This is a genomic window from Halobacillus sp. Marseille-P3879 (assembly GCF_900240285.1).
Taxonomy (GTDB): Bacteria; Bacillota; Bacilli; order Bacillales; family Halobacillaceae; genus Halobacillus_A.
Genome location: NZ_OESS01000001.1, coordinates 850,658 through 875,488 on the forward strand (window position 1 = coordinate 850,658; position 24,831 = coordinate 875,488).

Annotated in this window: 24 protein-coding genes; 17 read left to right on the forward strand and 7 right to left on the reverse strand. The window is 40.1% G+C overall.

Annotation, left to right across the window (positions count from 1 at the left end; genetic code table 11):
• Positions 1 to 17 precede the first annotated feature (17 nt).
• From C1A12_RS04255 to C1A12_RS04265, 3 genes are all read right to left on the reverse strand, one after another.
• A complete protein-coding gene (locus C1A12_RS04255) occupies positions 18 to 998 on the reverse strand; it encodes a tripartite tricarboxylate transporter substrate binding protein (RefSeq protein WP_101842590.1) in 981 nt (326 codons plus the stop codon).
• Positions 999 to 1,017: 19 nt separating this feature from the next.
• Complete coding sequence (locus tag C1A12_RS04260; RefSeq protein ID WP_101842591.1) at positions 1,018 to 2,025, reverse strand: LacI family DNA-binding transcriptional regulator; 1,008 nt, start codon at positions 2,023 to 2,025, stop codon at positions 1,018 to 1,020.
• A gap of 74 nt (positions 2,026 to 2,099) precedes the next feature.
• A complete protein-coding gene (locus C1A12_RS04265) occupies positions 2,100 to 3,011 on the reverse strand; it encodes a dihydrodipicolinate synthase family protein (protein ID WP_101842592.1) in 912 nt (303 codons plus the stop codon).
• Between the two features lie 277 nt (positions 3,012 to 3,288).
• Between C1A12_RS04265 and C1A12_RS04270 the strand changes: the two genes are divergently transcribed.
• The 6 genes from C1A12_RS04270 to C1A12_RS04295 are packed head-to-tail and all read left to right on the forward strand — an operon-like array spanning position 3,289 to position 7,956.
• The gene (locus C1A12_RS04270; RefSeq protein ID WP_101842593.1) at positions 3,289 to 4,755 is read left to right on the forward strand and encodes a PRD domain-containing protein; all 1,467 of its coding nucleotides are present in this window, start codon (positions 3,289 to 3,291) and stop codon (positions 4,753 to 4,755) included.
• Positions 4,755 to 5,147, forward strand: a complete 393-nt coding sequence (locus C1A12_RS04275) for a PTS sugar transporter subunit IIA (protein ID WP_159462136.1) — start codon at positions 4,755 to 4,757, stop codon at positions 5,145 to 5,147. Before C1A12_RS04270 ends, C1A12_RS04275 begins: the two co-directional genes overlap by 1 nt.
• Positions 5,148 to 5,168: 21 nt before the next feature.
• Complete coding sequence (locus tag C1A12_RS04280; protein WP_101842595.1) at positions 5,169 to 6,047, forward strand: ketose-bisphosphate aldolase; 879 nt, start codon at positions 5,169 to 5,171, stop codon at positions 6,045 to 6,047.
• Between the two features lie 15 nt (positions 6,048 to 6,062).
• Positions 6,063 to 6,524 carry a PTS sugar transporter subunit IIA gene (locus C1A12_RS04285; RefSeq protein WP_101842596.1) on the forward strand — a complete coding sequence of 154 codons (462 nt, stop codon included), beginning with the start codon at positions 6,063 to 6,065 and terminating at the stop codon, positions 6,522 to 6,524.
• A gap of 11 nt (positions 6,525 to 6,535) precedes the next feature.
• The gene (locus C1A12_RS04290) at positions 6,536 to 6,853 is read left to right on the forward strand and encodes a PTS fructose transporter subunit IIB (RefSeq protein WP_101842597.1); all 318 of its coding nucleotides are present in this window, start codon (positions 6,536 to 6,538) and stop codon (positions 6,851 to 6,853) included.
• An 11-nt stretch (positions 6,854 to 6,864) separates the two neighbouring features.
• Positions 6,865 to 7,956 carry a PTS fructose transporter subunit IIC gene (locus C1A12_RS04295; RefSeq protein WP_101842598.1) on the forward strand — a complete coding sequence of 364 codons (1,092 nt, stop codon included), beginning with the start codon at positions 6,865 to 6,867 and terminating at the stop codon, positions 7,954 to 7,956.
• Between the two features lie 213 nt (positions 7,957 to 8,169).
• Here the strand turns inward: C1A12_RS04295 and C1A12_RS04300 are convergent, their stop codons facing one another.
• A complete protein-coding gene (locus tag C1A12_RS04300) occupies positions 8,170 to 8,667 on the reverse strand; it encodes a hypothetical protein (RefSeq protein ID WP_101842599.1) in 498 nt (165 codons plus the stop codon).
• A gap of 420 nt (positions 8,668 to 9,087) precedes the next feature.
• Here C1A12_RS04300 and C1A12_RS04305 point away from each other — a divergent pair, with 420 nt between their 5' ends.
• The 7 genes from C1A12_RS04305 to C1A12_RS04335 all read left to right on the forward strand — a co-directional run bounded on the left by C1A12_RS04305 (position 9,088) and on the right by C1A12_RS04335 (position 17,451).
• Positions 9,088 to 10,086 (forward strand): LacI family DNA-binding transcriptional regulator, encoded by a 999-nt coding sequence (locus C1A12_RS04305; protein ID WP_101842600.1) that lies wholly within the window; start codon positions 9,088 to 9,090, stop codon positions 10,084 to 10,086.
• 120 nt (positions 10,087 to 10,206) lie between these two features.
• Positions 10,207 to 10,713, forward strand: a complete 507-nt coding sequence (locus C1A12_RS04310) for a hypothetical protein (protein ID WP_101842601.1) — start codon at positions 10,207 to 10,209, stop codon at positions 10,711 to 10,713.
• Between the two features lie 102 nt (positions 10,714 to 10,815).
• Complete coding sequence (locus tag C1A12_RS04315; protein ID WP_101842602.1) at positions 10,816 to 12,321, forward strand: sodium:solute symporter; 1,506 nt, start codon at positions 10,816 to 10,818, stop codon at positions 12,319 to 12,321.
• Between the two features lie 19 nt (positions 12,322 to 12,340).
• Positions 12,341 to 13,504, forward strand: coding sequence for an iron-containing alcohol dehydrogenase (locus tag C1A12_RS04320; protein WP_101842603.1), 1,164 nt, complete (start codon positions 12,341 to 12,343; stop codon positions 13,502 to 13,504).
• A gap of 18 nt (positions 13,505 to 13,522) precedes the next feature.
• Positions 13,523 to 14,971 (forward strand): NAD-dependent succinate-semialdehyde dehydrogenase, encoded by a 1,449-nt coding sequence (locus C1A12_RS04325; RefSeq protein WP_101842604.1) that lies wholly within the window; start codon positions 13,523 to 13,525, stop codon positions 14,969 to 14,971.
• 354 nt (positions 14,972 to 15,325) lie between these two features.
• Entirely contained in the window at positions 15,326 to 16,789 is a 1,464-nt protein-coding gene (locus C1A12_RS04330) for a flavin monoamine oxidase family protein (RefSeq protein ID WP_101842605.1), read from the forward strand.
• Positions 16,790 to 17,004: 215 nt separating this feature from the next.
• Positions 17,005 to 17,451, forward strand: a complete 447-nt coding sequence (locus C1A12_RS04335; protein ID WP_101842606.1) for a CHRD domain-containing protein — start codon at positions 17,005 to 17,007, stop codon at positions 17,449 to 17,451.
• A 316-nt stretch (positions 17,452 to 17,767) separates the two neighbouring features.
• Here C1A12_RS04335 and C1A12_RS04340 read toward each other — a convergent pair whose 3' ends face one another.
• Positions 17,768 to 19,039 (reverse strand): TRAP transporter large permease, encoded by a 1,272-nt coding sequence (locus C1A12_RS04340; protein ID WP_101842607.1) that lies wholly within the window; start codon positions 19,037 to 19,039, stop codon positions 17,768 to 17,770.
• Between the two features lie 50 nt (positions 19,040 to 19,089).
• Positions 19,090 to 19,602 (reverse strand): TRAP transporter small permease, encoded by a 513-nt coding sequence (locus tag C1A12_RS04345; protein WP_101842608.1) that lies wholly within the window; start codon positions 19,600 to 19,602, stop codon positions 19,090 to 19,092.
• A gap of 315 nt (positions 19,603 to 19,917) precedes the next feature.
• On the opposite strand from C1A12_RS04345, the gene C1A12_RS04350 reads away from it, so the two are divergent.
• The 3 genes from C1A12_RS04350 to pcaC all read left to right on the forward strand — a co-directional run bounded on the left by C1A12_RS04350 (position 19,918) and on the right by pcaC (position 22,758).
• On the forward strand, positions 19,918 to 20,934 hold the full coding sequence (locus C1A12_RS04350) for a DctP family TRAP transporter solute-binding subunit (RefSeq protein ID WP_101842609.1): 1,017 nt from the start codon (positions 19,918 to 19,920) through the stop codon (positions 20,932 to 20,934).
• 81 nt (positions 20,935 to 21,015) lie between these two features.
• Complete coding sequence (locus C1A12_RS04355) at positions 21,016 to 22,362, forward strand: MmgE/PrpD family protein (RefSeq protein WP_101842610.1); 1,347 nt, start codon at positions 21,016 to 21,018, stop codon at positions 22,360 to 22,362.
• 15 nt (positions 22,363 to 22,377) lie between these two features.
• Positions 22,378 to 22,758 (forward strand): 4-carboxymuconolactone decarboxylase, encoded by a 381-nt coding sequence (gene pcaC, locus C1A12_RS04360; RefSeq protein WP_101842611.1) that lies wholly within the window; start codon positions 22,378 to 22,380, stop codon positions 22,756 to 22,758.
• A 97-nt stretch (positions 22,759 to 22,855) separates the two neighbouring features.
• On the opposite strand, the gene C1A12_RS04365 is transcribed toward pcaC, so the two are convergent.
• Positions 22,856 to 23,779: an AEC family transporter gene (locus C1A12_RS04365; protein ID WP_101842612.1), complete on the reverse strand. Its 924-nt coding sequence runs from the start codon at positions 23,777 to 23,779 to the stop codon at positions 22,856 to 22,858.
• A gap of 116 nt (positions 23,780 to 23,895) precedes the next feature.
• Here C1A12_RS04365 and C1A12_RS04370 point away from each other — a divergent pair, with 116 nt between their 5' ends.
• A complete protein-coding gene (locus C1A12_RS04370; protein WP_101842613.1) occupies positions 23,896 to 24,825 on the forward strand; it encodes a hydroxymethylglutaryl-CoA lyase in 930 nt (309 codons plus the stop codon).
• Positions 24,826 to 24,831: the final 6 nt, after the last annotated feature.

The window sequence follows — 24,831 nt, forward strand, 5'->3', positions numbered from 1 at the left end:
CTCCCCGGGGAGAAACCTTATTCTTCCAGCTCTATAGTAGGAATTAATTCGTTAAAGTAGTCATATTGTTCCTGAGCATATTGCTCAAATTCTTCACCAGACTTATAGGCTGGGGTCATACCGCGATCTTCCATAAGTTCTTGGAATTCATCACTCTCTGCTGCATCTTCGAATGATTCTCTTAACTGAGAAAGTGCATTTTCAGGAGTATCTTTCGGTGCAACAAATCCTCCCCACCCAGCGACAGAAACATCATAACCTTCTTCTTCTAAGGTAGGTGTGTCCGGTACGGAAGGGTCTCTTTCCTCTCCCATAACTGCTAACACTTTTAAGTCTCCACTGTCGACTCCACCTTTTACTTCTGAAGGGCTTACAGATACAGCTGAAATATGATCTCCCATTAAAGCGGTGACTGCAGGAGCGGCTCCTTCATAAGGAACATATTGCATTTCAATATCTGTTTCTTGAGCGAAAGCAGCAGCAGCAATATGCCATATTGAACCGGTTCCAGAATTACCTATCTGAATCTCCCCGGGATTTTCTTTCGCATAATCAATGAATTCTTCGATCGTATCGTAAGGAGCATCTGCAGGAACAGTAATAGCGGCAGGAATAGTCATCAACTGTCCAATAAACTCATAATCCTTTGGAGTAATATCTGCTAGTTCTAAGCTCTCTAACATGGACATTTCGACTGGAACGTATCCAACCGTGTGCCCGTCTGGTTTAGCATTTTTTGTTGCAAGCATTCCAGTTGCTCCAGAGCCTCCTGTTTTATTAGTAACAGTAAATGGAACATCGAGGCTCTCTTCCATCTCAGAAGCAATTGTTCTAGATACTAAATCTGAAGCACCACCTGAATCAAACGGCACTACGACTTCTATTTGGTCATCAGGATAATCTGGATCAGTCTCTCCTTGACTAGAACTTGTACTTCCGCAGGCACCTAGAAGCAATGTGAAACACAATAACATGAATACGCTTACTTTTTTATACATAAAATGTATATCCCCTTTTTTAAATGGATTTACATGAATCCCCTTTGATAAGTGTGGGTTTCATGACTTTTTTTTGTGCAGCGAACCTTTCCATTAACGTCAAGCGGTTTTTTAACATAATAGATGCTTCAATACCAATGCGTTTGGTAGGCTGGGTCATTAAAGTTAACTTTGGGTTTACTAACTCCCATTGAGAATTGTCACCAAAAGCGATAACAGATATATCTTCTGGAATTTTCATATCCTGATCTCTTATGGCTTTTAACACTCCTGCTGTCATCGTATTGTTACATGAATATATAGCTGTAGGTGGTGTAGGCTGCATCAATAATTCTATAGTAGCTCGGTATGCCAAATCTTCTTTGAAATCTGCTGGATGAATTAATGAAGGATCTGTTTCGATTGATAGATCCTCTAAGGCTGCTATCGCACCAGTAAAGCGGTCGCGACCAATTGAATTTTTTTGATGTCCATAAATTATACCAATCCGTTTATGTCCTAATTGATATAAGTATTTGATGCTTTCATATGAACCGAAGTAGTTGTCATCGACAATTAAATCTGTCTCTACTTCATCAACTTCCCTATCAATTGCAATCACTGGAATATTCATTTTTTTAATAGATTCGATTAAGTCTCCGTTTTCCCCAGTCGGTATGATGACTAAGGCATCTACTTGCTGCTCTATAATAATTTTTAAAGAAGTTTTCTCGATTTCAGGATTATCATTATGGCTAAGCAGTAGCATGTGAGAATTTAACGAACGAATCATTTCCTCCACATCTTTTGCAATAGACATAAGGTAAGGGTTTGAGATATCAGAAGTTAATACAGCAATTTTATTGGACTTGGCTGCTTTTAAGCTTCTGGCATTTGCGTTTACGCTATAACCAAGTTTGTTTATTGATTGTAAAACAGCATCAAGCGTCGATTTGCTAACATAACCTTTATTGTTTATAACTTTTGAGACTGTTGCTATTGAAACTTGAGCGTCTTTTGCTACATCTTTTATCGTAACTTTTTTCATTTACAGTTAACCTCCGTGAAAATAGTAGTTTCGTATAATATCAAAGCACGGAAGTTCTAATTCTTCAAACATTTTTAAGAGTTTGTATAGAGTTTTTTGTGGATATTCCATTCATTGATCTCTTGTTCCATAGTTTTCATTGTTTCTACGGAAAGGTTCATTTGTGGACTTCTCATCGAACCAGCTAGTATGCCGCGAAGCTCTAAGGCTTTCTTGAAGTAGGACATGTTCGCTCCGGCTTTTAATATTTCAATAATCTGATTGGCATGCTTCTGCATTTCTTGAGCTTTCGTAATTCTTCCATTATAGTAATGCTGTTTAATCTCCACAAAAGGTTCTGGATACACGCCTGAAACCCCTGATACAACACCGTCACATCCCATGGCTAAAGCAGGTAGAAGTAAAGTATCTGCTCCAGTTAAAACAGAAAATTCTCCTGGCTGAATTGATAAGTAATCTTTTAATTTTATGAAATCAGGATAGCTATATTTAATACCCACTATGTTTGTGAAACCTTCAGCTAATTCTTTTACAACTTCAAATGACAAATCATTACCTGAACATTGAGGAATGTTATAAAGATAAATTGGAAAATTGCTAGGAAGAGACTTTGCAATTTGTGTATAGTATTCCTTAATCTCCTCATCGTTTGCATTAAAGAAGCTTGGCGATACTGCACCAATACCATCGGCTCCCGCTTCTAGTGCATGGTGAGCAAGCTCTAACGTATCTTTGGTAGTCATCGCGCCTACATGGATAAAAACATTCACTCTCTTATCCGTAGTCTGTATTACTTTTTCAGCAATCTTCTTACGTTCATCAAGAGTGAGCTTAAACATTTCACCTGTTGTTCCTAATGGGAAAAGACAATCAACTCCTTTTTCTATTAAAAAATTAGTTAGTTTCTCTGTTTCCTCTAGGTTTACATCCTCATTTTCGTGCAGAGGAGTAACCATTGCAGTAGTGATGCCAAATAGTTTCTTCAAATAAAGTCCTCCTATCACATTTAATAAAACGTTTCACTGTTTTATATATTATTAACATAAGGTTTTGACAAAATAATATTTGTTTTTAATAATTAAATAGTAAAACGTTTCACTATTTAGAGTATAAAAAGAAATCGCTTTCAAATCAACCCCATAATTTAATTTTTTAAAAAATATATTTTTTGAAAGCGGTTTCCGGATTAGTTGGGAAAATGTTCTCGCTAGTTGAGTGTGAATAACTGGATTATTATGAACTCAGAAGGAAGGAGGGAATAAAGTGAAACCAAGACAGAGTCAACTGCTCCAAATATTAAAAGAGGCTGAAGGTGATTATGTCTATGGTAATTACTTAAGTGATCAGTTGGAGGTGAGCTTAAGAACAATTAGAAATGATGTAAAGGAAATTAATGAAGTAGTTTTAAAAGATGCACTAATCGAGTCTAACAATCGATTCGGGTACAGGCTTACAGGGACTTTAGGAGAGATGAAAGCTTCTTCCTATCAAAACTTTGAGGAGCGAGCTTTCTTTATAGTTAAAACTCTTATAGAGGCAAAAGATTATACGGTTTATGCAAATCTGGCTGATCAAATCTATTATTCTGCAAGAACGATTAGGCTAGATGTGCAAAAGCTTTCAAAAATATGTGGACAAGATTTTAGAGGATTAGAGATTCAGGCCAAGCCTTTCTATGGGATAAAACTTATTGGTCAGGAGTTGGAAAAACGCGCTCTTTTAGAAGAAATGATTCAGAAAGAGAATCATTCTGAAAGGGAAATTATTCATAATGCATTTCTTATGTTCCGCGAATGGTACAGCAAAGAAGAACTAGAACAAATCTTAAACATTATAAAAAGTACATTGAGAAATTCTTCATTAACCATCTCTTTAAAAGTGTTAGATCAATTATTTATTCACCTACTAATTAACGTACGAAGAGTAAAGAATGGTTGTTTAGTAAATGTAGATTCCCTCGGTAATCATCTATTACCTTTACAAGAGAAAGAATTGTCTCTCCACATACTAGAAAATATTGGACTTAACTTTAATATAACTTTTCCAAAGGAAGAAATAACTTATTTTGCTGTATTTTTAATTAGCAAAAAAGTCTGCAATAGAGAAACTCACATTAACCAAAAAAGTAATGAAAAGAATAAAACTATGATGAATGCTATGAAGCAAGCGTTATTGAGGATAGAAAAACAATTTGGTCACCCTTTATTGACAGACGACCAGCTTCTAATGGGGCTGTACTACCACGTAGAACGATCTATTTACCCCCTTAAATACAGTATGCAAATTGATAACCCATTCATTGAGAAAATTAAAAAGAAATACTTGCAGTCTTATTACATGGGAGTATTTTTTGCACAGGAAATGGAACGGACGATTTGTGTATCCATTGATGAAAATGAAATTGGGTTTATCGCCCTCCATATACAAGCAGCATTAGAGCGAATAGATAAAAAAACTCATGTAATGGAACTTGCAGTAGTTTGCAGCAGTGGGATAGCAACCTCTAGTTTACTTAAACAAAAAATTGAAAAAAGCCTTCCAGAAATAAAAGTACAAGGAATTTATTCAACTACCAACACGGAACTAATTCCGGAAAATGTAAATTTAGTTGTTTCTACTGTACCCATAGATATTAGTCAGAAGAAAGTCTTATTAGTAGAAGAGTTTTTGGAAGAGAAAGACTTAGATTTAATTAAAAAACAATGTACCTTAATTTATTCACGAAAATGATGGGCAGAGAGCGTTTTGCTATCTTTGATGTAAATAACAAAGAAGAATTAATATCGAAATCTTTGATCCATTTTGGTTTAGAACACTGTCAAAAAAGCATACTAGCACGTGAAGCAATATCTAGCACTGATGTAGTAAGTGGTGTAGCTCTGCCTCATCCATTAAGTGAATATTATCAAGAGACAGCCATTTACGTGGTAATCAATAAAAAAGGTATTCAGTGGGGGAAAAACAAAGTTCAGTTGGTGTTGTTCTTGTTTCTGAATGAAGATGACCGCATCAACTATGATCAATTGTTTCGCGAACTTTATTACTTAGTTACGTCAGAAGAAAAATTAACGGAAATTTATGAAGTTAGCTCTTATGAGCAATATATAAAAGTTTTAAATTAATAACATTAGGAGGAATGATGGATGTTAGTAACTATGAAAGAATTACTTCAAGTCGCGTATAAGGAAAAATTTGCAGTTGGATCATTTAATGTTTCTAATAGCGAACTTGTCAGGGCGATTTTAGCTACCGCTGAGAAAAAGAAATCTCCAGCCATTCTGCAAATTCACCCGAATGAGATAGATTTGGTGGGGGATGAATTTGTTTCTTATTGTAAGGAAGCAGCTTATAAAGCGAAGGTTCCTGTAGTTATCCACTTAGATCACGGAGAAAGTATGGATGATGTAATAAGAGCAATTAGAAATGGCTATACCTCAGTTATGATGGATGGATCTCACCTTCCATACGAAGAAAATGTAAGGAAAACTAGAGAAGCGGTAGAATACGCTCACTCTGTAGGTGTTTCTGTAGAAGGAGAGTTAGGCACTATAGGAGATAATGGAAATAGCAGTGAAGGAGGTTCAAGCCAAATTCTCTACACAGATCCAGAACAGGCGATAGATTTTGTGGAACGAACAAATGTAGATACATTAGCAGTAGCTATAGGTACCTCTCACGGATTTTATCCAAAACATCTCGAGCCTAAAATACAAATCGACCGCCTTCAAAAGATCTATAACAACGTTAAGGTGCCTTTGGTCCTTCATGGAGGTTCAGATAATCCTGATGAAGATATTAAAGAAAGTACGAAATATGGAATTGCAAAAATCAACTTATCCAGTGATATGAAGAGAGCTTTTTTCAATCAATTGCGAGACACCTTATCTCAAAAAGCGGAAGATTTTGAACCAGATGTTCTATTCCCAGAAGCAAATGAAGCGGCCAGGAGAGTACTTGAGAATAAAATGGATCTTTTTGGATCTACAGGTAAAGCTGAATTATATCAGCTAAGCAGATTTTAATAAAGGAGTAAATCAATGAATCTATCAAAAGTGATGCAACCCGAAATAATTGACTTGTCTCTATCAGCAACTAATAAAAAGGAAGCAATAGAAGCATTAGCGGATTTGATGTCTACCCATGGTTATATAGGAAGCAAAGAACAATTTGTTGCAGATGTATATGAACGAGAATTACAAGGAAAGACAGGAATCGGTGATCATATCGCTATTCCTCACGGAAAGTCTGAAAGCGTTATCAAAAATGCTATAGCTATTGGAAGGCTGCAGGGTGAGATTGAATGGGAAACGTTAGATGGTGAGCCTGTAAAAGTGATTTTATTATTTGCAGTAAAAAAAGAAGATAGTAATACTCTTCATATAAAAATGCTTTCACAAGTAGCTGGAGCTTTAGCTGATGAAGCTATATGTGAACAGTTGCTTCACTCAAATAATGCTATGGCTATTATTGATGCTTTCCAAACAGAGTACCAATCATGAGGAGGGGAAAAATGAAAATTGTAGGAGTAGCAGCGTGTACAGCAGGTATTGCCCACACTTATTTAGCAAAAGAAAAATTAATTAAAGGAGCCGAGTCTTTAGGTCACCAGATTCGTGTTGAAACTCAAGGCACAATTGGGGTAGAAGAAGAGTTAACGGCTGATGAGATTAAAAGTGCAGAGTTAGTCATTATTGCTGCAGACGTCAATATTAATGGAAAGGATCGATTTAGTGATAAGCCTGTTGTTAAAGTTCCGACACATGTGGTTATTAAATCTCCAAAGAATTTAATCAAAAATGCAGAAAAACAAATGAGACAAAACCAATAGGAGGCTTACTAATGAATGTAGGGGCTGAACTAAAAAAACATTTGTTAACTGGTATATCTTACATGATTCCATTAATTGTAGCTGCTGGGATATGCATAGCCTTAGGTCAAATTATTGGAGGACCTGATGTAGCAGATAATGAAGGTAGTATCGCTTATTATATTAATCAAATTGGCGGATGGGGTATGAGTCTTGTTGTACCTCTCTTCACTGCAGCAATTGCATTATCGATCGCTGACCGACCTGGGTTAGCTCCAGGCTTAATTATTGGATTCATATCTAATGAAATCGAGACAGGATTTATTGGAGGAATAGTTGGGGGTCTATTAGTTGGTTATTTCGTATTGTTCTTAAAGAAAAAGTTAAAAATGCCTCAGTCTATGCAAGGTCTTATGCCTGTCATGATTATTCCAGTTTTAGCCACAGTAGTTTGCGGCCTCATAATGATTCTATTAATCGGACGCCCAGTTGCCGGACTACAAAACGCCTTATTAGAATTTTTATCTTCTATGCAAGGAGGATCCAGGTTTTTTGTAGGAGGAATTATGGGGGCAATGGCCAGTTTCGATTTTGGGGGACCGGTAAACAAAACTTTATCCTTGTTTGCGGATGGATTATTAGTTGAAGGGGTTTATGGTCCACAGGCAGTCAAATTCATCGGATCAATGGTTCCTCCTTTTGGAATAGCATTATCATTCCTGATTACTAGATATAAATATACTAAAATGGAAAAAGAAGCTCTCAAAGCAGCGTTTCCAATGGGAATATGTATGATCACAGAAGGTGTTATTCCTATTGCAGCCAGAGATTTAATTCGAGTTGTCTCTAGTTGTTCTATCGGTTCAGCCGTAGGTGGAGGTTTAGCCATGGTATGGAATGTTGGGAGTCCGGTTCCTCATGGTGGAATGTTTGTAGTCCCCTTAATGGAAAATCCAGTGTTTTTTGTTATATCTCTTCTTATAGGAAGTACAGTCACGGGAGGCATGTTATCTCTTTGGAAACCAGCTGTAACGGCAGAAGATGAATTGGAGAATCTCGAAGAAGAGGAAGAGGAAGAGGAAGATGATATTGGGGAGTTTGATCTCACCAGGGGTGTTCAGTAACCACTTAATCCAAACCGAGAAGGAAGAAGCTAAAGTAATATACTGGATGAAGCAGGTCAAATATTGACCTGCTTTATTTAAATAAATTTTAGTGATCACCGACCATATTAATAAAAATGGAGATGTTTCACTTTGAGTAGGCACTTCTTTAATAACACCTGGAGAACCTTCAGAAAAAACCAAAAAGGAAAACACCTTTTGAGACCATTCCAGCTAGCATCTAGCTATTTCCGTGGCTGTTAACGTCGCAGGACCGACGACAAACAGCTCCGAATCCTCATCCAGCTTCTCCACCGTGATTCCATAGGCCACGGCTTCTTCATCTGTTTCTATCTCATCGACAAACAGGAGAGGGATCGGCTGGCCGAAATCATCTCCGCCTTCGGATTCAATTTCCACGGCGATACTATAAATGATTTCCTCCTGATCGCCCGTGACTCTTAGAATTCTGGCCACGACTGTTCCAGGCTCCTCTGAATTGTTATTTACAAACAGTAAGCCATTAAGAGAGACGACGTTTCCTGCTTTTACACGGTCAAGGAGGACGGTTGCAATCACGCCTTCGTCTTCAAATGGAATCGGTACTTGCAAGGAATAATCCTGGTTATCGTAAGCGAACTGCACGAAGTTGTTCCGTTTTTTACGGGTCTTTGGATTGGGATTCAGCAATGTGTTTAATAGAGACTGCTTATTAAAATGGTTTTTGTTCATAGGGTACACCTTCCCTTCTATTTAAAAAGAGCATTCTCTCTAGTATTCTATGATTTATCCTAGAAAATGCGAGGGATGAGGGACCAGCTGATGCGCACAATTTTTTTTATAGGAAGCGGTTGGTAAGCCCGGGCAGTACCCTGAAGATTATGCTTGTGTAGCCAGGCTGTGAATTCACAGGAGCAGGTCCACGTAGTAAAGCATCCAGTGTGGCGGTTATGTCAGGAAAAATGCTGGGAACGTCAGAAAAACTGCTCCAAATGTCAGAAATAATGCCAGGAATGTCAGAAAAACTGCCCCAAATGTCAGAAAACACCCCTCAAATGTCAGAATAACTCTCCGGCTCTTCTAACATTGACAATATTCTGAATCTATTTTACCTTAAGTGTAAGCGCTTTTATGTATAAGGAGATAAACGAAATGACGTCATCTAAAGATGTAGCAAAACTCGCAGGAGTCTCGCAGTCGACGGTTTCCCGGGTGTTAAATACCCCGGAAAAAGTCGACAAAACCAAATATGAAAAAGTAGTACAAGCCATGAAGGAACTGAATTACCGTCCGAATTCTATCGCAAGATCGTTGGTCAAGAAACAGACGAAGTCGATTGCGCTGCTTTCAGGTCCGCTGCACAACCCGTTTTTCGTAGAAACGACCACGTCGATTGTTAATTACTCTAAGCAAAGGGGGTATAACGTCAACGTTCATTTTGAGAATTTCGGTGATAATATGTCGGTTTATCAGGATGTGCTGGAACGAGAAGTTGACGGGATTATTTTATCGTCGATTTTATACGATGATCCGATTTTTCCGGAGCTGAAAAAGCAAAACGTTCCTTTTATGATGTTTAACCGTAAGCATCGTGAAGGGGGGAACTATGTGGAGATGGATAATGTTCAGGCTGGCAGAATGGCGACGGAGCATTTAATTGCTTTAAATCACAAGAATATTGTTTGTATTGGCGGGCCTTCTACCATGACGACTTTTCAAGGGCGTTACGAAGGCTTCAGGCAGGTGATGGAGGAGAACGGGCTGGAAGTTTCGGATCATAATGCCCGGATCACGGATACGAGTGAAGAGGCGATTCGCGATGTGATTACAGCAATCCTCGCTGAAAAGAATCGGCCTACGGCTATTTTTGCAGCTACCGATTCGATTGCCATTTTCGTTCTGGATGACTTAATCCAGAAAGGGTACAGCGTCCCGGAAGATATCAGCTTAATTGGAGTGGATAATATCGAATTAAGCAGCCACCATTCCTTTCAGCTTACAACCGTTGGTATGCTGGAAGAATCGAATTTAGGTCAGCTGGCGATTGAGAATTTAATTGAACAGATCGAATCGCCGGAGCGGGAATGTATTCAAGAAACCTATCCCGTGCAATTAGTCAGGCGATCCACCACAAGAGAGATTCAGCCTTAATTTGAATACGTATTCAAACGATGCGATAAGGAGGTGGTTGGTGGATTTAAGTCTATGAAGGATTTATGCTGTCCATCCAGTAAAAGGCTTTAAGAATACGTAACCATTGAGGGGAGCTGAATGTTTATGTACATGCTTCAGGAGGCTGACAACATTGTATTACCTGCTCAATGTACTATGGTCTATTATCCTTACGCCGTGTCTGAATGGTCCGTGGAATATAAGCCCCTGCCGATTATGAAAAAGCGGAAAGAAAAGATGAGGGTCGTCTCCAACTTGTTCCATAAAGAAACGACGCTGTTTGAATGGCCGATGGAAAAAATGAAAACGCTGTCAGTTGAGAAGCAGGGGATTTTTTTACCAGAGCAGTATGAAGAAGCGGAGCGCCAGGATCAATCCGCTGATTTGCTGCGTAATCTCTACCTTCATAAAAGAAAAGTCTGGTCGAACCCAGTGATCAAGTGTTTGAATACGTATTCACTGTATGTCACTTATGCGGTTTTTCAAGATGACAGCAAGGGGAAGCAGAGGTATCAAATGATCGAGATGGCTTCCGGGCACAAGGCGGATTTACTTCACCATAAGAGGATCTATGATTACTTAAAAACCAGGGAGGTGATCATATGACGTTCCTATATATTATGGCTGTTATTATTTTTGGGACATGGATCGGGATGGCTTTGGTGCTGTTTAGAACCAATTTCTTAAATAAATAAGGGGGGATTCGAAGTGGATAGTGTTGTGGTTTATTCGTGGATATTTATGGCGGTCTTTATCGGAATTATGCTTGCCATGGGTTTTATCGGAATGAAAAAGACCAGGACTTCGGAAGATTTTGCAACGGCCCGATCCAGTTATGGACCGATGACGATTGCTCTCGTAATCAGTGCAGGGATCTCAAGCGGCTCTACATTTATGGGGATGCCGGGACTGGCCTATGATTTAGGCACACCGAGTTTGTGGTATCCGCTTTTATATCCCGTGGCGACTGTGATCGGGATGTTATTTGTCGCAAAAACGATTAAAAAATATGGGGATGAATTCGGAACACGGACGATTCCTGAATTTATCGGAGATCGTTTTAAAAGTGAATTCCTGCGCATTGTTTTAACGGTGATTTCTATTCTATTAATCTTCTATGTCGTTTCCCAGCTTGTTGCAGCTGCCACGATGTTTCAAATTATGATGGGGGTAGAATACCACTGGGGTATTATGATTACGGGGGTTGTACTGGCGATTTATGTGTTTATGGGTGGCTCCCATTCAGACATTCTCACCGATTCGATTCAAGGTTTTCTCATGTTGATTACATCCCTCGTCGTCGTTGGCGTTTTCGTATTTAGTGTTGGAGTGGAAGGTGGCTTTGGGGATATGATCTCCACGATAAAGGAAAGGAACCCGACTGGCGGCTTTGATCAGCTGTTCCTTCCTGGTGACAATACGTATGGCTCATTTTGGCTGGTGGCCCTACTGTTTATCGCCCACCTTCCCTTTGGTATTTTACCACATTTAGGGAACAAATTCTTAGCCGTAAAATCCAACAAAGATATGAAGAAGTTAATTATGTACTGCACGATTTTCGCAACGGTTCTTCCTTTAATGGGTCTTGGCGGTATGCTTGGGATCGCCGTGATTGATCCAGGGATGGAGATTCGGCCCGATCAGGTCATTCCTGTTTTATTTCAGGAGATTTTTCCTCCATTCCTGGCAGCGTTCCTGGCTGTTACGGTTCTTTCTGCGATTATGTCCACCTCGGACGGCTTGATTGTTTCTTTAACGCAGTTATTAGCCAATGATCTCTTCCGTAAGTCTGTTGTTCCGAGAACGAAGATCGGTAAAGATCAAGCAGAGAAAGCTGAACTGGTGATCAGCCGTTACTCTACGTTTGTGGTCATCCTTATCGCTTCCATCATGGCATGGAATCCGCCGCAGTATCTCTCTATCTTCATGTGGATTGGAATTGGAGGAATCGTCTCCGCCACCGCAGGTCCATTAGTGGTCGGAGCGCTGTGGAGCCGGGCGACGAAAGCAGGAGCTATTACTTCTCTGATGGCAGGTACACTTTCTTATTGGTATATTTACCTGCCGATCGGCATGGGAGTCAGTAATCCATTTGCGGCGGCCGGTGCAGGGGTTCTGTTAAGTATGATCACGATGGTGGTATTTACTTTAATAGCCGGGAAGAAAGAGGAATCGACTATGGAATCTACGAAAGAAGTATCGATCAATTCTTAGAAAAGGAGAGTTTTAAAAAATGAATTCTTTCATTACACCGCAGAACATTTATCACGGAGTGAACTCAATTGAACAGCTGAGAACGATCATTCAGGATTTAAATGTGAACCATGTGTTTTTGCTGACAGACCCTATGCTGAAAGAGCTTGAAGTCATCCGCCCGATTGAAGAGATCTTAGAAAAAGAGGGAACGCGATACACGATTTCAACAAACGTCGTCCCTGAGCCTCCTTTAGCCATTGGCAATGAAGTGCTTCATGAAATAAGAGAAAGTCAACCGGATCTTGTGATCGGCGTTGGCGGAGGCAGTGCGCTGGATCTGTCAAAAGCTTCTGCTGTACTCGCGGATCACGGAGGAACGGTAGAAGATTATTTGAATTTAACAGGTACGAGAGAGCTCCACTCTCCCGGGATCCCGACGGTTCTTATTCCCACTACGGCGGGCACAGGAGCAGAAGTCACAGATATTGCTGTTTTTTCCTTAGACGATACGAAAGACGTGATTACTCATAAGTATCTACTAGCGAATTACGCCATCGTCGATCCGCAGTTCACTTACACCCTGCCGGCAAAAGTGACGGCAGCGAGCGGAGTTGATGCTTTGACCCATGCGATTGAAGCCTTTACTTCTGTGAACGCCACGCCGTTAACAGATACTTTGGCTTTAGATGCGATGAAACGCATTGTAGATAATTTAAGAAGTGCCGTCTGGAATCCCAGGGCTTATGAGGCTAGAAAAGAAATGTCACTCGGCAGCTTAATTGCCGGCCTCAGCTTCTATAATGCCGGCGTAGCAGGCGTGCATGGGCTGGCTTATCCGCTTGGAGGATTATTTAAGATCCCTCACGGCGAAGCGAATGCAGTTCTACTACCGTACGTTTACCACAGGATCTGGCCTTCTTGTTTAGAAAAAATGTTTACGCTCGGAGAGGTTTTCTCCATACCTCAAGAAGGGAAGAGTAAACGAGAAGTAGCTTTAGAGGTTGTGGAAGCTCTCCATGAACTCGTAAAAGACGTCGGCCTGCCGACTACAATCTCCGACTACAACATCACTCAGGATGATATCGAACAATTAACGAGCAATGGCACGAAGCAGACCCGTTTACTGGCAAGAAGTCCGATGCCTTTTGACGAGAAAAGCATTCGCAGCGTTTATCAGCATGCGTTTGCCGGATGGAAATAATTTAGAGGAGGAATACTGATGAAAATGCAGCACAGTGAGTTAAATCTATTAAACTATGTAGATGGAGAATGGGTAGGAGAAAACTTGGAAACCTTTGATGTTATCAACCCGGCTACCCAGGAACGAGTAGGAACGATGCCAGTCGGTACGAAGGAACATGTGCTCACCGCGATTGAAGGGGCAAAGAAAGCCTTGGAACATTGGAAGGAATTATCGGCGGAAGAACGAGCCAATTACCTGGAGAAATTCTATCAGCGGGTCATCGAACGCCAGGAAGAAATCGCGCGCATTCTCACGCTTGAAAACGGCAAGCCGCTGAAGGAAGCAAAAGGAGAAGTCTTATATGCCGCTTCCTTCATTAAATGGTACGCAGAAGAAGGAAAACGAGTCTATGGAAGAACCATTCCATCGAAAGGACCAGGCCAGCGAATCCAAGTATTGAAGCAACCCGTGGGGGTTGTCGCAGCCATCACACCATGGAACTTCCCGGCCGCAATGATCACAAGAAAACTGGCACCGGCTCTTGCGGCAGGCTGTACGTTCATCGTAAAACCACCAAAAGAAACACCACTGACCGCAGCCAAATTACTAGAATGCGCCCAGGAAGCTGGTATCCCGCAAGGCGTGGTGAATATGACCGTTGCACCAAACGAACTATTCAGCGAAACCATTCAAGAGAGCAAAGACGTCCGAAAATTGACCTTCACAGGATCCACCGAAGTCGGAAAATTACTCATGAAGCAGAGTGCGGATGAGATGAAAAATATTTCTCTTGAACTCGGAGGGCAGGCCCCGTTAATCGTTTTCGATGATGCGGACGTAGACACAGCTGTAGAAGGAACGATTGCCTCTAAATTCCGAAACGCAGGCCAGACGTGCATCTGCGCCAACCGCCTGTATGTCCAGAGCGGAATCTATGATGAATTCGTAAGCAAGTTGAAAGACAAGATCAAAGAACTTAAAGTAGGGAACGGACTTGAAGAGGGCGTAGACATCGGCCCGCTCATCAACCAAAAGGGTTATGACAAAGTGGTAAGCCATGTTAAAGATGCCAAAGAAAAAGGTGCAGAAGTCGTCATTGGTGGAGACGCCGATCGTTATGAAGCTCCATTTTACGAACCGACCCTTCTGCTTGGTGCCAAAGACAACATGCTGTGTATGACCGAAGAAACCTTTGGACCAGTCGTACCGGTCCAAAAAGTAGAATCCGACGAGGAAGCCGTCCGCCTGGCTAATGATACGCCATTTGGATTAGCTGCCTATTATTTCACGGAAAATATGAACCGCGGTACAAAGATTGGAGAAGCGCTGGATTATGGCATTATAGGCTGGAACCACGGCGCCCCTTCAGCCCCTCAAGCTCCGTTTGGAGGAATGAAGCAAAGCGGACTAGGAAGAGAAGGGGGAGCGGAAGGCATAGAAGCGTTCCTTGAGACAAAATATCTATCGATTGGCATTAAAGAATAGTGTAGGTGTTGAACAAAAAGGTTCTAAGGAAAAGATATAGTGATAGTATAGTTTACCTGCAAAAAGCCTTGAAAAGTTACCATCTTTTCAAGGCTTTTAATGTTTGGAATGGGGATAATGCACTCCACTCCCTCCGGCTGATCCCCCTGTGACAACTCTCCGGTCGAAACGAGAAGGGGTCCGCATAAAAAAAGAGGTGCAGAACTCAAGGAGATCCTTCTGGTTGGTCGGATGTTTCCCTTTCTTCATGCCTCTGGTAATTTTTGTGATTGGGAATTATTGTTTATAGTTTGCCCCGGATGCTCATACATATCTATTAGTACCATAATGATGGTGGGAAAGCAGGTGTCTTTTATGAGAGAAGAAGTATGTGAGTTAGACTATCCAGATGATTTTCTTTCTATAATTAGAAACGGATTAGACAAAATGTCGCAGCCTAGGCAGGTAATAATTATTGGAGGAGGGATGGCAGGACTTGTTGCCGCTTCCCTTCTAAAACAAGCAGGCCATCAAGTTACCATTTTAGAAGGGAATAATCGTATAGGCGGAAGAGTTCATACCGTTCGACAGCCCTTTACTGCAGGCAATTACTTAGACGTTGGCGCTATGCGGATACCGGACAACCATGCCCTTGTGTTGGAATACATTAAAAGGTTTCAGCTGCCTGTTCATTCTTTTATTAATTCTTCGCCTGATGATTTGATTTTCGTAAATAACGTATTAACGACTAGAAAAGAATATGAGGAAAACCCTGATATTCTAAATTTTCCAGTAGAAGAAGATGAAAAAGGAAAAACGGCCCTCGAACTGCTTCTTGAGGCTACCCAGCCATTTTTAGATCTATATAAAGAGAGTTCTCCTGAAGAACAGGAAAGATTAGAAGAGGAATTTGCTGATTATTCCATGGGAGAGTTTCTACGGTTAAATCCGCTTGGGAAGCCACTGTCTTTAACCGCTATTAGAAGTATTGGAGTGATGCTGGGTATTGAGGGGTTCCCTAACTTTTCTTTCGTCGATATTTTAACAGACATCATCTATCCGATCTTTAGTAATACCGTGGAGTTCTTAGAAATTGAAGGAGGAAATGATCATTTACCGTACTCATTTCTAAAGGAACTTCGTCCAAATATCCATCTCAATCGGAAAGTGGAACGTATAGATCAGACAGGGGATCGAGTACGAGTGCAAACTCGAGATCCGCAGACAGGAAAAATTGATCAATACGAAGGAGACTATGCGATTGTAACGGTGCCGTTCCCCGTCTTTCAGTTTGTTGATGTAGTACCCTATCACTCTCTTTCCTTTGAGAAATGGAAGGCTATTCGAGAATTAACGAATATCCCGGCTATTAAAATTGGAGTCGAATTTAAAAGTCGCTTTTGGGAAAAAAGAAAGGCAGGAAATGCTGTATCGGATCGAACAACCCGCTTTTCTTATATTCCCAGTCATGGAATCGGTTCAAAGGGACCGGCTGTGATGCTCGCCAGCTACAGCTGGGGAGAGGATGCTATTATTTGGGCAAGCGTGCCTTCGGATGAGATGACTCGAGAAGTTCTAAAAGACTTGGCCAAAGTTTATGGGGATATTGTGTATAAGGAATATATGCAGACCGTAGCTTTTAATTGGTCATTAAATCCTTATTCAGCAGGATGCTTTACTCTCTTCAGTCCTGGTAAGGGAGAGGACTTTACTGAAGTTATTCGAAGACCTGAAGGCCGGCTTCATTTTGCTGGAGAACATACTTCTTCCTTTCATGGCTGGATTGAAGGGGCCATCGAATCAGGCATACGTGCAGCCTGTGAGGTCAATGCCCGGTAGGCTTTTTAATAAAAAGAAACAGGGAGAACCCATTGACGTTCTTCCTTTTTTTAATGGGCCCGGCTTGGGCATAAACTTTAAGATTCAATCCTCGAGGAGAGTAGATAAGCGTTATTACTTCACTCTCTCTTAATTTCTGAATCTCTAACCTCCTACCTATTCACTTTATTTCGCTTTACATACAATAAAGTAGTTTTACTCAGGAGGTGAAAGATATGGATAAATTTATCGCAAAGCTAAAAGGAAAAAACGAAGTACCTCAACCAGTCGATACAAAGGCAACTGGCTTCGCTAAATTCCTCGCAAATGATGACTGTACAAAAATTAAGTTTGAGCTGGAAGTCTGTGATATTAAAAATTTTGTGCAAGCGCATATCCATCTGGGGGCACCAGGTGAAAACGGGCCTGTGCTCGCTTTCCTTTTCGGGGCGGATTTAATGACTTTAGAGGACCAGCATGGGATCAGCACATGCCGGGGAGTCATCAGGGGAGTGATTACAGATAAAGACATCGTTAAAAATAATGAAGGAATTAAATGTGTGAGAGGCTTACTCGAATGTATGGAAGAGAAAATGACCTACGTAAACGCGCACACTGAACAAAATCCTGACGGAGAAATACGAGGGCAGATTATTCCTCTTCATCAAGAATACGATTGTTAGGTTTACCTACTACTCACTATCAATGCTAACTTTAATTGGAGGTCGTTTCCAGCCTATGGTGACGGGCTCCCTAAGAATAAACACCCCATAAGTATGTAATTAACAAAGGGAAAAACTAAATGCTGCAAAGGTAGCCTATAGAATTATAGGCTGGAGCCATGGTTGCTCGTCTGGAATGAAATGCAACTAAAAGATATTACTCTCAATTGTGTGTCAAAACTCCAAAACAGCTTGTTTAAATAATTAAAGCCTTGAAAAGTCAAAATCCTTTTCAAGGCTTTAATTGAGTTTTAATCGATGAATTCTTAACTTAGAGCTAAAGAATATCAGTAAGGTATAGTGAGATATCAGGGAAGATAACAATTAGAATCAGCACTACAACAAATATGGCAAAGAAAGGAATAACCCCTCGTATGACCTTTTCGACTTTTTCTTCAGTTATCCCGCTAACTACAAATAAATTTAAACCAACAGGTGGTGTGATCATTCCCAACTCCATGTTTACTACCATAATGATTGCAAAGTGAATGACATCTATATCCAGCGTCGCAATGATAGGTAAAAAGATTGGGAGCGTGATCAAAATGATCGCAGTTGGCTCAAGGAACATTCCAAGGATAAAAAACAATATACTGACTATAAGTAAGAATGTCCATTTGTTGAATCCACTGTCGCTTACCCATGAAGCAAAATCCTGAGGTACTTGCTCTGTAGTTAAAAACATTCCAAACACAAGCGCAGCGGCAATAATCAAGAAAATCATCGCAGTTGTATTAATAGATTCTAGTAAGATTGAATTGAATTTTTTAATGGACAGCTCCTTGTAGACTACTACGGAAACAATAAGGGAATATAACACAGCGATAAATGACGCTTCTGTTGGTGTGACTATTCCTGTATAGATGGAACCTAGAATTAAAACAGGCATGATCAATCCCCATGTAGCCTTTAGTGTAGGCATCCACCTATCTTTTAGTGGAACCTTCTCCAACCCGCCGTACCCTTTTCTATATGCGACAAATACAGCATAAGCTATCAATGTTAATCCTAGTAGGATCCCAGGTAAAATTCCTGCAGAGAAAAGTCTGCCCGTCGATTGTTCTGAGACTGATCCATAAAGTATGAGAGGGATGGAAGGGGGGAGTAATATACCAAGTGTGCCGGCAGCAGCTACTAACCCCATAGAATATCTTTTATCATACCCTGCTTTTACCATCATGGGAATCATGATAGCCCCAATTGCAGCAGCTGTTGCCGGGCTTGATCCGGAAATTGCAGCAAATATCATACAAGTTATGACGGTAACAACGGATAAGCCGCCTCTTGTATGACCAATCCAGGCTTGTATGCAACTGATTAAATACTTGGAAATCCCTCCGTTCGCCATGATTAACCCTGCAAATACAAATCCCGGGATAGCCATTAACGTAGTACTGTTGACACCGGTGAACATTTTCTGAATCACGGTATCAATTGAAAAGTCAACCAACCATAGCCCGATTACGCTTGATAAAGCAAGACTAATTGCAATTGGTACACGAAGAAAAGCGAAAAAGAACAATAGCAGTAATACTATACCTGCCTCCATTTACATCCTCCTCCTGGTATTTTAAGTTTTTCATTGACAGTTGAGTTTTGTTACTCAACTTTTCTTACGGGTGTAGATTCATTTTGTTGCTCCTTTGTATAGATCTCTTTCTTAATAAAGAATCTAAAGGCTTTCTCACAAAAACGTATGAACAATAATGTGCCAGCTATCGGCATGATTAAATAATTTATCCATATTGGGAAACCGACGTCTATCGTTTTAATTCCTTGAGCGTAGGCGGTTAATACCATATCGACTCCTGTCTGGATGATAAAAATACTAAAGGCTATCCCAAGCGCTAAGGTCATTACTTCACAAATTTTTCTAAATAAGGGCCCGGCACGATCGTATAAGAGATCAATAGCAATATGCTTGTTATCCCTCAGCGCCGTAGAAAATCCTATGAAGATCGCCCAAACAAGCAACATAGTGTAAATTTCTGTTGCCCAACTCTGTGATTCTCCTACTATGTATCTCATGAATACGGAGTAGAGGCTTACAGAAATACCTACAAGAAAAAATAATCCTGAGAAAGCGTTTTCAATAATGGATAAAACTTTCAAGACAATATCCTCCTTTTAAAGATTGAATTTTGGATACAATTTTCTGAAATCATCATAATACATATAAAACTCCAAAACAACCCCAATATTCACAATAAACAAAAAATTTTGAGTATTCTTTACATTCGGATAGATATTGTGTTAATTTATATATTGTATCCAAAATCCACTGAAGTTTAGGTTGAATCGTTCTATTAGTTTAAATGTTGTTTATAAAGGCTTAATTTTTTTGTTGAAAAATGTAAGCCTTTTCACAGAGAGGAGGATAGGTGAAAAAATTAATTTAGATTAAATCATTAAGGAGGAATCTTACTTATGAAAAAGATTATTGTTTTTGGTTTGTTTTTGGCTGCAGCAATTAGTTTAATAGCTTGTGGTCAGGGAGCATCTGGGACGGATGAAGGTGGAGTAGAGGAAATGAAGATTAAGTTTTCTCACGTAGTTTCCGAGAACACTCCTAAACACCAGGGCGCTTTGGCAATGAAGGAATACATCGAAGAAGAGTCTGATGGAAAAATAGAAATGGAAATTTATCCAAATAGCTCCCTTTTCGGGGATCAAGATGAATATCAAAATCTAGCTTCTAATAACGTACAATTTATTGCGCCAGATTTAACGAAATTTGTGGGTAACAATCCACAGTTTAATATTCCTGCACTGCCATTTTTGTTTCCGGATGATGAATCTGCAATCAAATTCTGGGATGGAGAAAAAGGTGAAGAAGTACTTAGCAGTCTAACGGATGATGGAGTTCTTGGATTATCTATGTGGCCTAATGGAGGAAAACATATCACAAATGCCGAAAGAGAAATTACTTCCCCTGATGACTTTGAAGGACTCAAATTTAGAACCCAGGGTGGACAAGTTTTAGAGTCATTGTATTCAACGATGGGAGCGGGATCTGAGTCAATTCCATTTGGAGAATTATATACTGCCCTTGATCAGGGGGTAGTAGAAGGTCAGGAGAATACCTTTAGTAACATAGAATCCAAAAAGTTTGACGAAGTACAAAGCTATATGACAGTTATGAATCATACACGCGTTGACTATGCAATCTTTACCAACACCGAGTTCTGGGACGGTATGAATGACGAGACGAAAAAGATTGTTGAAGGCGGTGTAGAAAAAGGTACAGAAGTAGCAAGAGCCGAAGCACAAAGTTTAAATGAAGAAGCATATGAAACAATCAAAGAACGTGGACAAGTGGAAATAAAAGAATTATCAGAGGAAGAGATTCAAGAGTTCCAGGAAACGTTGGAGCCGGTATATGAAGAATATGAAGAGGACATTGGTACAGATGTGATTGAAGCAGCTCGTGAAGCAAGCGAATAAATACTTCTTGTTTACTAGATGAAGAGTTAACTGCTCCCAGTCGACTCTTCATCTTCACTAGAATGTGGAGTTGAATCAATAATGGTGACAAAAAAATTAATTGCTAATTGTTTATCAACAACATTTAACCAAATTCCTGAGGAGGTTCAAGTTCACGGTAAAAGGAGCTTGTTAAATTGGCTGGGCGCAGCTATAGGCGCTGCTGAACATTCCTCAATTGACATGCTTGTCGAATTATCCAACGACCTTTCATCCAGCGGTGAAGCCACTATTTTCGGCAGAAGAGAAAAAAGTGATATTTCAACGGCAGCGCTGGTCATGGGAACGGCTTCCCACATCTTTGATTATGACGATACCCATTTAGACACTATCCATCACCCGAGCGGACCAGTTGCTCCAGTAGTTGTTGCACTAGGAGAGCATTTAGAGGCCAGCGGGGAAGAAGCTTTAAAAGCATTTATTCTTGGCTGCGAAGCTGAATTAAGAATAAGTAACGCTGTGTATCCTTCGCATTATAAATTAGGCTGGCACATTACAAGTTCGACCGGGGTTTTTGGAGCTGCCATTGCAGCAGGGGTATTACTGGGACTCGATGATGACGAGCTAAGCAATGCCATGGGGATTGCCGGTACGCAGGCCTTTGGTTTGCGAGCATCATTCGGCACGATGGCGAAGCCGCTTCATCCAGGTAAAGCTGCACAAACTGGGCTGTTATCTGCTTTATTAGCACAAAAGGGATTCACTGGATCACAAGAAATACTTGAAGCTAAAAGAGGATTTGCTAATGTCTTAGCTCCTGAGCACGAGTTAGAAAAGGTGAACTTCAATTGGGGAGAAGATTGGGAACTATTGAAGAACACTTTTAAACCTTACGCATGTGGTATTGTACTCCATCCGTCTATTGATGCCTGCATCTATTTTAAAGAGAGAATATCTTTTGAAGAATTAAAATCTATTCAACTTACTGTAAATCCTTATGTTTTAGAACTTACGGGAAACAGAAATCCAAAGACGGGCCTTGAAGGAAAGTTCAGTATTTATTTTGCAGCAGCAGCGGCATTCATCTATGGTGAAGCAGGGTTCAAACAATTCACGGATGATATAGTATGCCAGCAAAACATTCAGCAGGTGCAAAGAAAAATACAGGTGAAGGTGGATGAGACAATAAAAGAAGAGCAAGTAGTTGCCAGAGCTGAACTTTTTAATGGTGAAACTATGGAGTACAAAGTCGACCATACCACGGGAAGCCTGTTAAATCCAATGAAAGAATCAGATTTAACCAATAAATTCAATGAATTAGCGGGTGAATGGATGGAGCAAAGCCAAATTCGAGATATCGTTTCTAAGCTGTTAGATTTGGAGAATCTCCCTTCTATTAACGAACTGACCGAACTTAATAATTTCACTGTTGCTAAAAGATTTCATTAATAAAGGAGCTTGTTTATGAATAAAGAGTTATTTGAAAAAGGATTAGAAAACAGAAAAAGTGTACTAGGAGCTGAATATGTGGAAGCATCAATAAATAATGCTACTGATTTTAATATGCCTATGCAAGAGCTTGTTACAGAGTACTGCTGGGGTGAGGTTTGGGGGAGAGAAGGACTTTCTAAACAGACGAGAAGTATGCTGAACCTGGCGATGATCACTGCACTGAACCGTCCTCATGAATTAAAGCTTCATGTGAGAGGCGCGATTAATAATGGATTGACAAAAGAGGATATCCAGGAAGTATTTTTACAAGCGGCGATTTATTGTGGAGTACCCGCAGCCATAGATAGTTTTAGAACTGCTCAGCAAGTATTTGATGAAATGGAACAGGAATGAATAATACCCAATTATTAATCAAAGCAGTATGAATCAGCACTAGACTGATTGCATACTGTTTTGGTTATTCTCAGGTTTTGCTAAGCTTCACTGCCATTTATTTAAATAGTATGCCTGATAAGTAAATGACAAGAGTTACTGTGATCACACTGAATATGGTTGAAAATAGCACAGCCTGAGAGGCAAAAGAAGGTTCGTTCTCGTATTCCTGAGCTATAATTGCACTATTGACTGAACTTGGTGCGGCGGAAGCTATAAACATAGCCTGGGCCGTCATGGTATTAACATCCAAAAAGAGAATAATAATATAAGCTGCCAGTGGAGCTACCATGAGTCTTACGCTAATACTCAAAAAGACGTTCCACATGTTTTTAGAAAAATTCAATTGAACCACTTGTGCCCCTAGTGTTAATAACGCTATGCCTATCAAGGCATCAGCAATATAGGAACCAGGTGTGTAAATGAAATCTGGCAGTCTAATATCAAATACATTCAATCCAATTCCAAGCAGCATAGCATATGTAATAGGCATCTTAAAGTAAGGAATCAGTGATTTGAAGAAGCCTTGACTGCCTGCTTGGAGCGTAATAATTCCATATGAATAAACTAATAGATTTTGAAAAGTTAAAATCAGGACCTGTATCGCCATGGCAAAAGGATCTTGTTTAAAGGCAAGGTCGTTTACAGGAACCCCATAGTTTCCAGAGTTAAAAAACATGGTACTATGCGAAAATGCCAGCTGCATTCCACGATGAAAACGAAAAATTTTACTGATTATCTTGGATACAAAATACAAAACTGCACTTAAAGCCAGAAAGAAAATAAGAACATCAGCAAACATATTCCAAGCTAAATCGGTTTCATAAAGTCTTGTAAAGATGAGACCTGGGATTAAATAATAAATGTTGATTTTAGCCAGCGTACTCAAATCAAACTGAAATTGTCGATGTAGAAAGGCTCCAATACTTATTAAGATGAGAATGGGTAATAACACATTTAAAAATATATTTAAGATTTCCAATTGTTTCTCCTTTCTTACAAAAAATAAAGAATAATCAGAATATAACACAATTCTTGGATTTTGGATAAACGTTTTGATTGATCTGCAAGTTTACTCTATATACGGGAGGTTTTAACATGAAGCTGCCGGAAAGTGTTTGTATTAATGAGGTCGTGTTAAGGGATGGGCTGCAGCTGGAGAATCAAGTAGTCGGTGTAGAAAGTAAAAAGAAATTATTTGATCACTTGCTGGAGGCTAATGTAAAAAGCTTTGAGTTCGGCTCCTTTGTTCATCCTAAATTAGTTCCTCAAATGGCTAATAGTGGCGAGTTGTATACCGCAATAAGTGGTCAAAATAAACATATCGATTTAATCGGCCTCGTACCTAATTTAAAAGGAGCTGAAGCTGCCAATCGTGTAGACGTAAAGAAAGTGAATTTTGTTTTCTCAGCCAGTGATACTCATAATCAGCAAAATGTTCGTAAGCGAACGGAACAATCGTTGGAGGAATTGAAATCACTTCAGCATTATTGTGAAAGGAATGATATGGAGGTCGGTGTAGCATTAGCCACTTCCTTCGGTTGTCCTTTTGAAGGAGTTATACCAGCAGAGCGGATTGAATCTATCGTGGATGTTATATCTGATTTAGATATAGCTAATATTACCTTAGCTGATACAACAGGGATGGCTAATCCAAAGCAAGTCTATGAATTACTCGATCGTTTAGTAGATCAATTTCCAAACCAAACGTTTAACTTGCATTTTCATAATACGCGAGGCATGGGTCTCTCCAATATAATGGGCGGCCTGCAGGCAGGTGTTCGAAGGTTCGACACAGCATTAGGTGGGTTAGGGGGCTGCCCGTTTGCACCAGGAGCCACAGGTAATGTGTGCACCGAAGATGTGGTACACATGCTGCACGAGATGGGGATAGAGACGAATATCGACCTTGACCAATTGATCTCTGCTTCCGAGCTTTTAAGTGAAATCCTTAACCACGACACCCCAAGCTACATACGAAAAGCTGGCAAGTCGACTCGCAAATACCCTGTGCCCAATCAAATTTGATGGAGG

Coding starts and splice junctions, on each gene's coding strand:
- C1A12_RS04340 (WP_101842607.1), bottom strand. CDS start 19,039: ATGGAGGCAGGTATAGTATTACTGCTATTGTTCTTTTTCGCTTTTCTT.
- C1A12_RS04255 (WP_101842590.1), bottom strand. CDS start 998: ATGTATAAAAAAGTAAGCGTATTCATGTTATTGTGTTTCACATTGCTT.
- C1A12_RS04260 (WP_101842591.1), bottom strand. CDS start 2,025: ATGAAAAAAGTTACGATAAAAGATGTAGCAAAAGACGCTCAAGTTTCA.
- C1A12_RS04275 (WP_159462136.1), top strand. CDS start 4,755: ATGGGCAGAGAGCGTTTTGCTATCTTTGATGTAAATAACAAAGAAGAA.
- C1A12_RS04370 (WP_101842613.1), top strand. CDS start 23,896: ATGAAGCTGCCGGAAAGTGTTTGTATTAATGAGGTCGTGTTAAGGGAT.
- C1A12_RS04320 (WP_101842603.1), top strand. CDS start 12,341: ATGAATTCTTTCATTACACCGCAGAACATTTATCACGGAGTGAACTCA.
- C1A12_RS04325 (WP_101842604.1), top strand. CDS start 13,523: ATGAAAATGCAGCACAGTGAGTTAAATCTATTAAACTATGTAGATGGA.
- pcaC (WP_101842611.1), top strand. CDS start 22,378: ATGAATAAAGAGTTATTTGAAAAAGGATTAGAAAACAGAAAAAGTGTA.
- C1A12_RS04285 (WP_101842596.1), top strand. CDS start 6,063: ATGAATCTATCAAAAGTGATGCAACCCGAAATAATTGACTTGTCTCTA.
- C1A12_RS04300 (WP_101842599.1), bottom strand. CDS start 8,667: ATGAACAAAAACCATTTTAATAAGCAGTCTCTATTAAACACATTGCTG.
- C1A12_RS04350 (WP_101842609.1), top strand. CDS start 19,918: ATGAAAAAGATTATTGTTTTTGGTTTGTTTTTGGCTGCAGCAATTAGT.
- C1A12_RS04305 (WP_101842600.1), top strand. CDS start 9,088: ATGACGTCATCTAAAGATGTAGCAAAACTCGCAGGAGTCTCGCAGTCG.
- C1A12_RS04290 (WP_101842597.1), top strand. CDS start 6,536: ATGAAAATTGTAGGAGTAGCAGCGTGTACAGCAGGTATTGCCCACACT.
- C1A12_RS04330 (WP_101842605.1), top strand. CDS start 15,326: ATGAGAGAAGAAGTATGTGAGTTAGACTATCCAGATGATTTTCTTTCT.
- C1A12_RS04335 (WP_101842606.1), top strand. CDS start 17,005: ATGGATAAATTTATCGCAAAGCTAAAAGGAAAAAACGAAGTACCTCAA.
- C1A12_RS04310 (WP_101842601.1), top strand. CDS start 10,207: ATGTTTATGTACATGCTTCAGGAGGCTGACAACATTGTATTACCTGCT.
- C1A12_RS04295 (WP_101842598.1), top strand. CDS start 6,865: ATGAATGTAGGGGCTGAACTAAAAAAACATTTGTTAACTGGTATATCT.
- C1A12_RS04280 (WP_101842595.1), top strand. CDS start 5,169: ATGTTAGTAACTATGAAAGAATTACTTCAAGTCGCGTATAAGGAAAAA.
- C1A12_RS04355 (WP_101842610.1), top strand. CDS start 21,016: ATGGTGACAAAAAAATTAATTGCTAATTGTTTATCAACAACATTTAAC.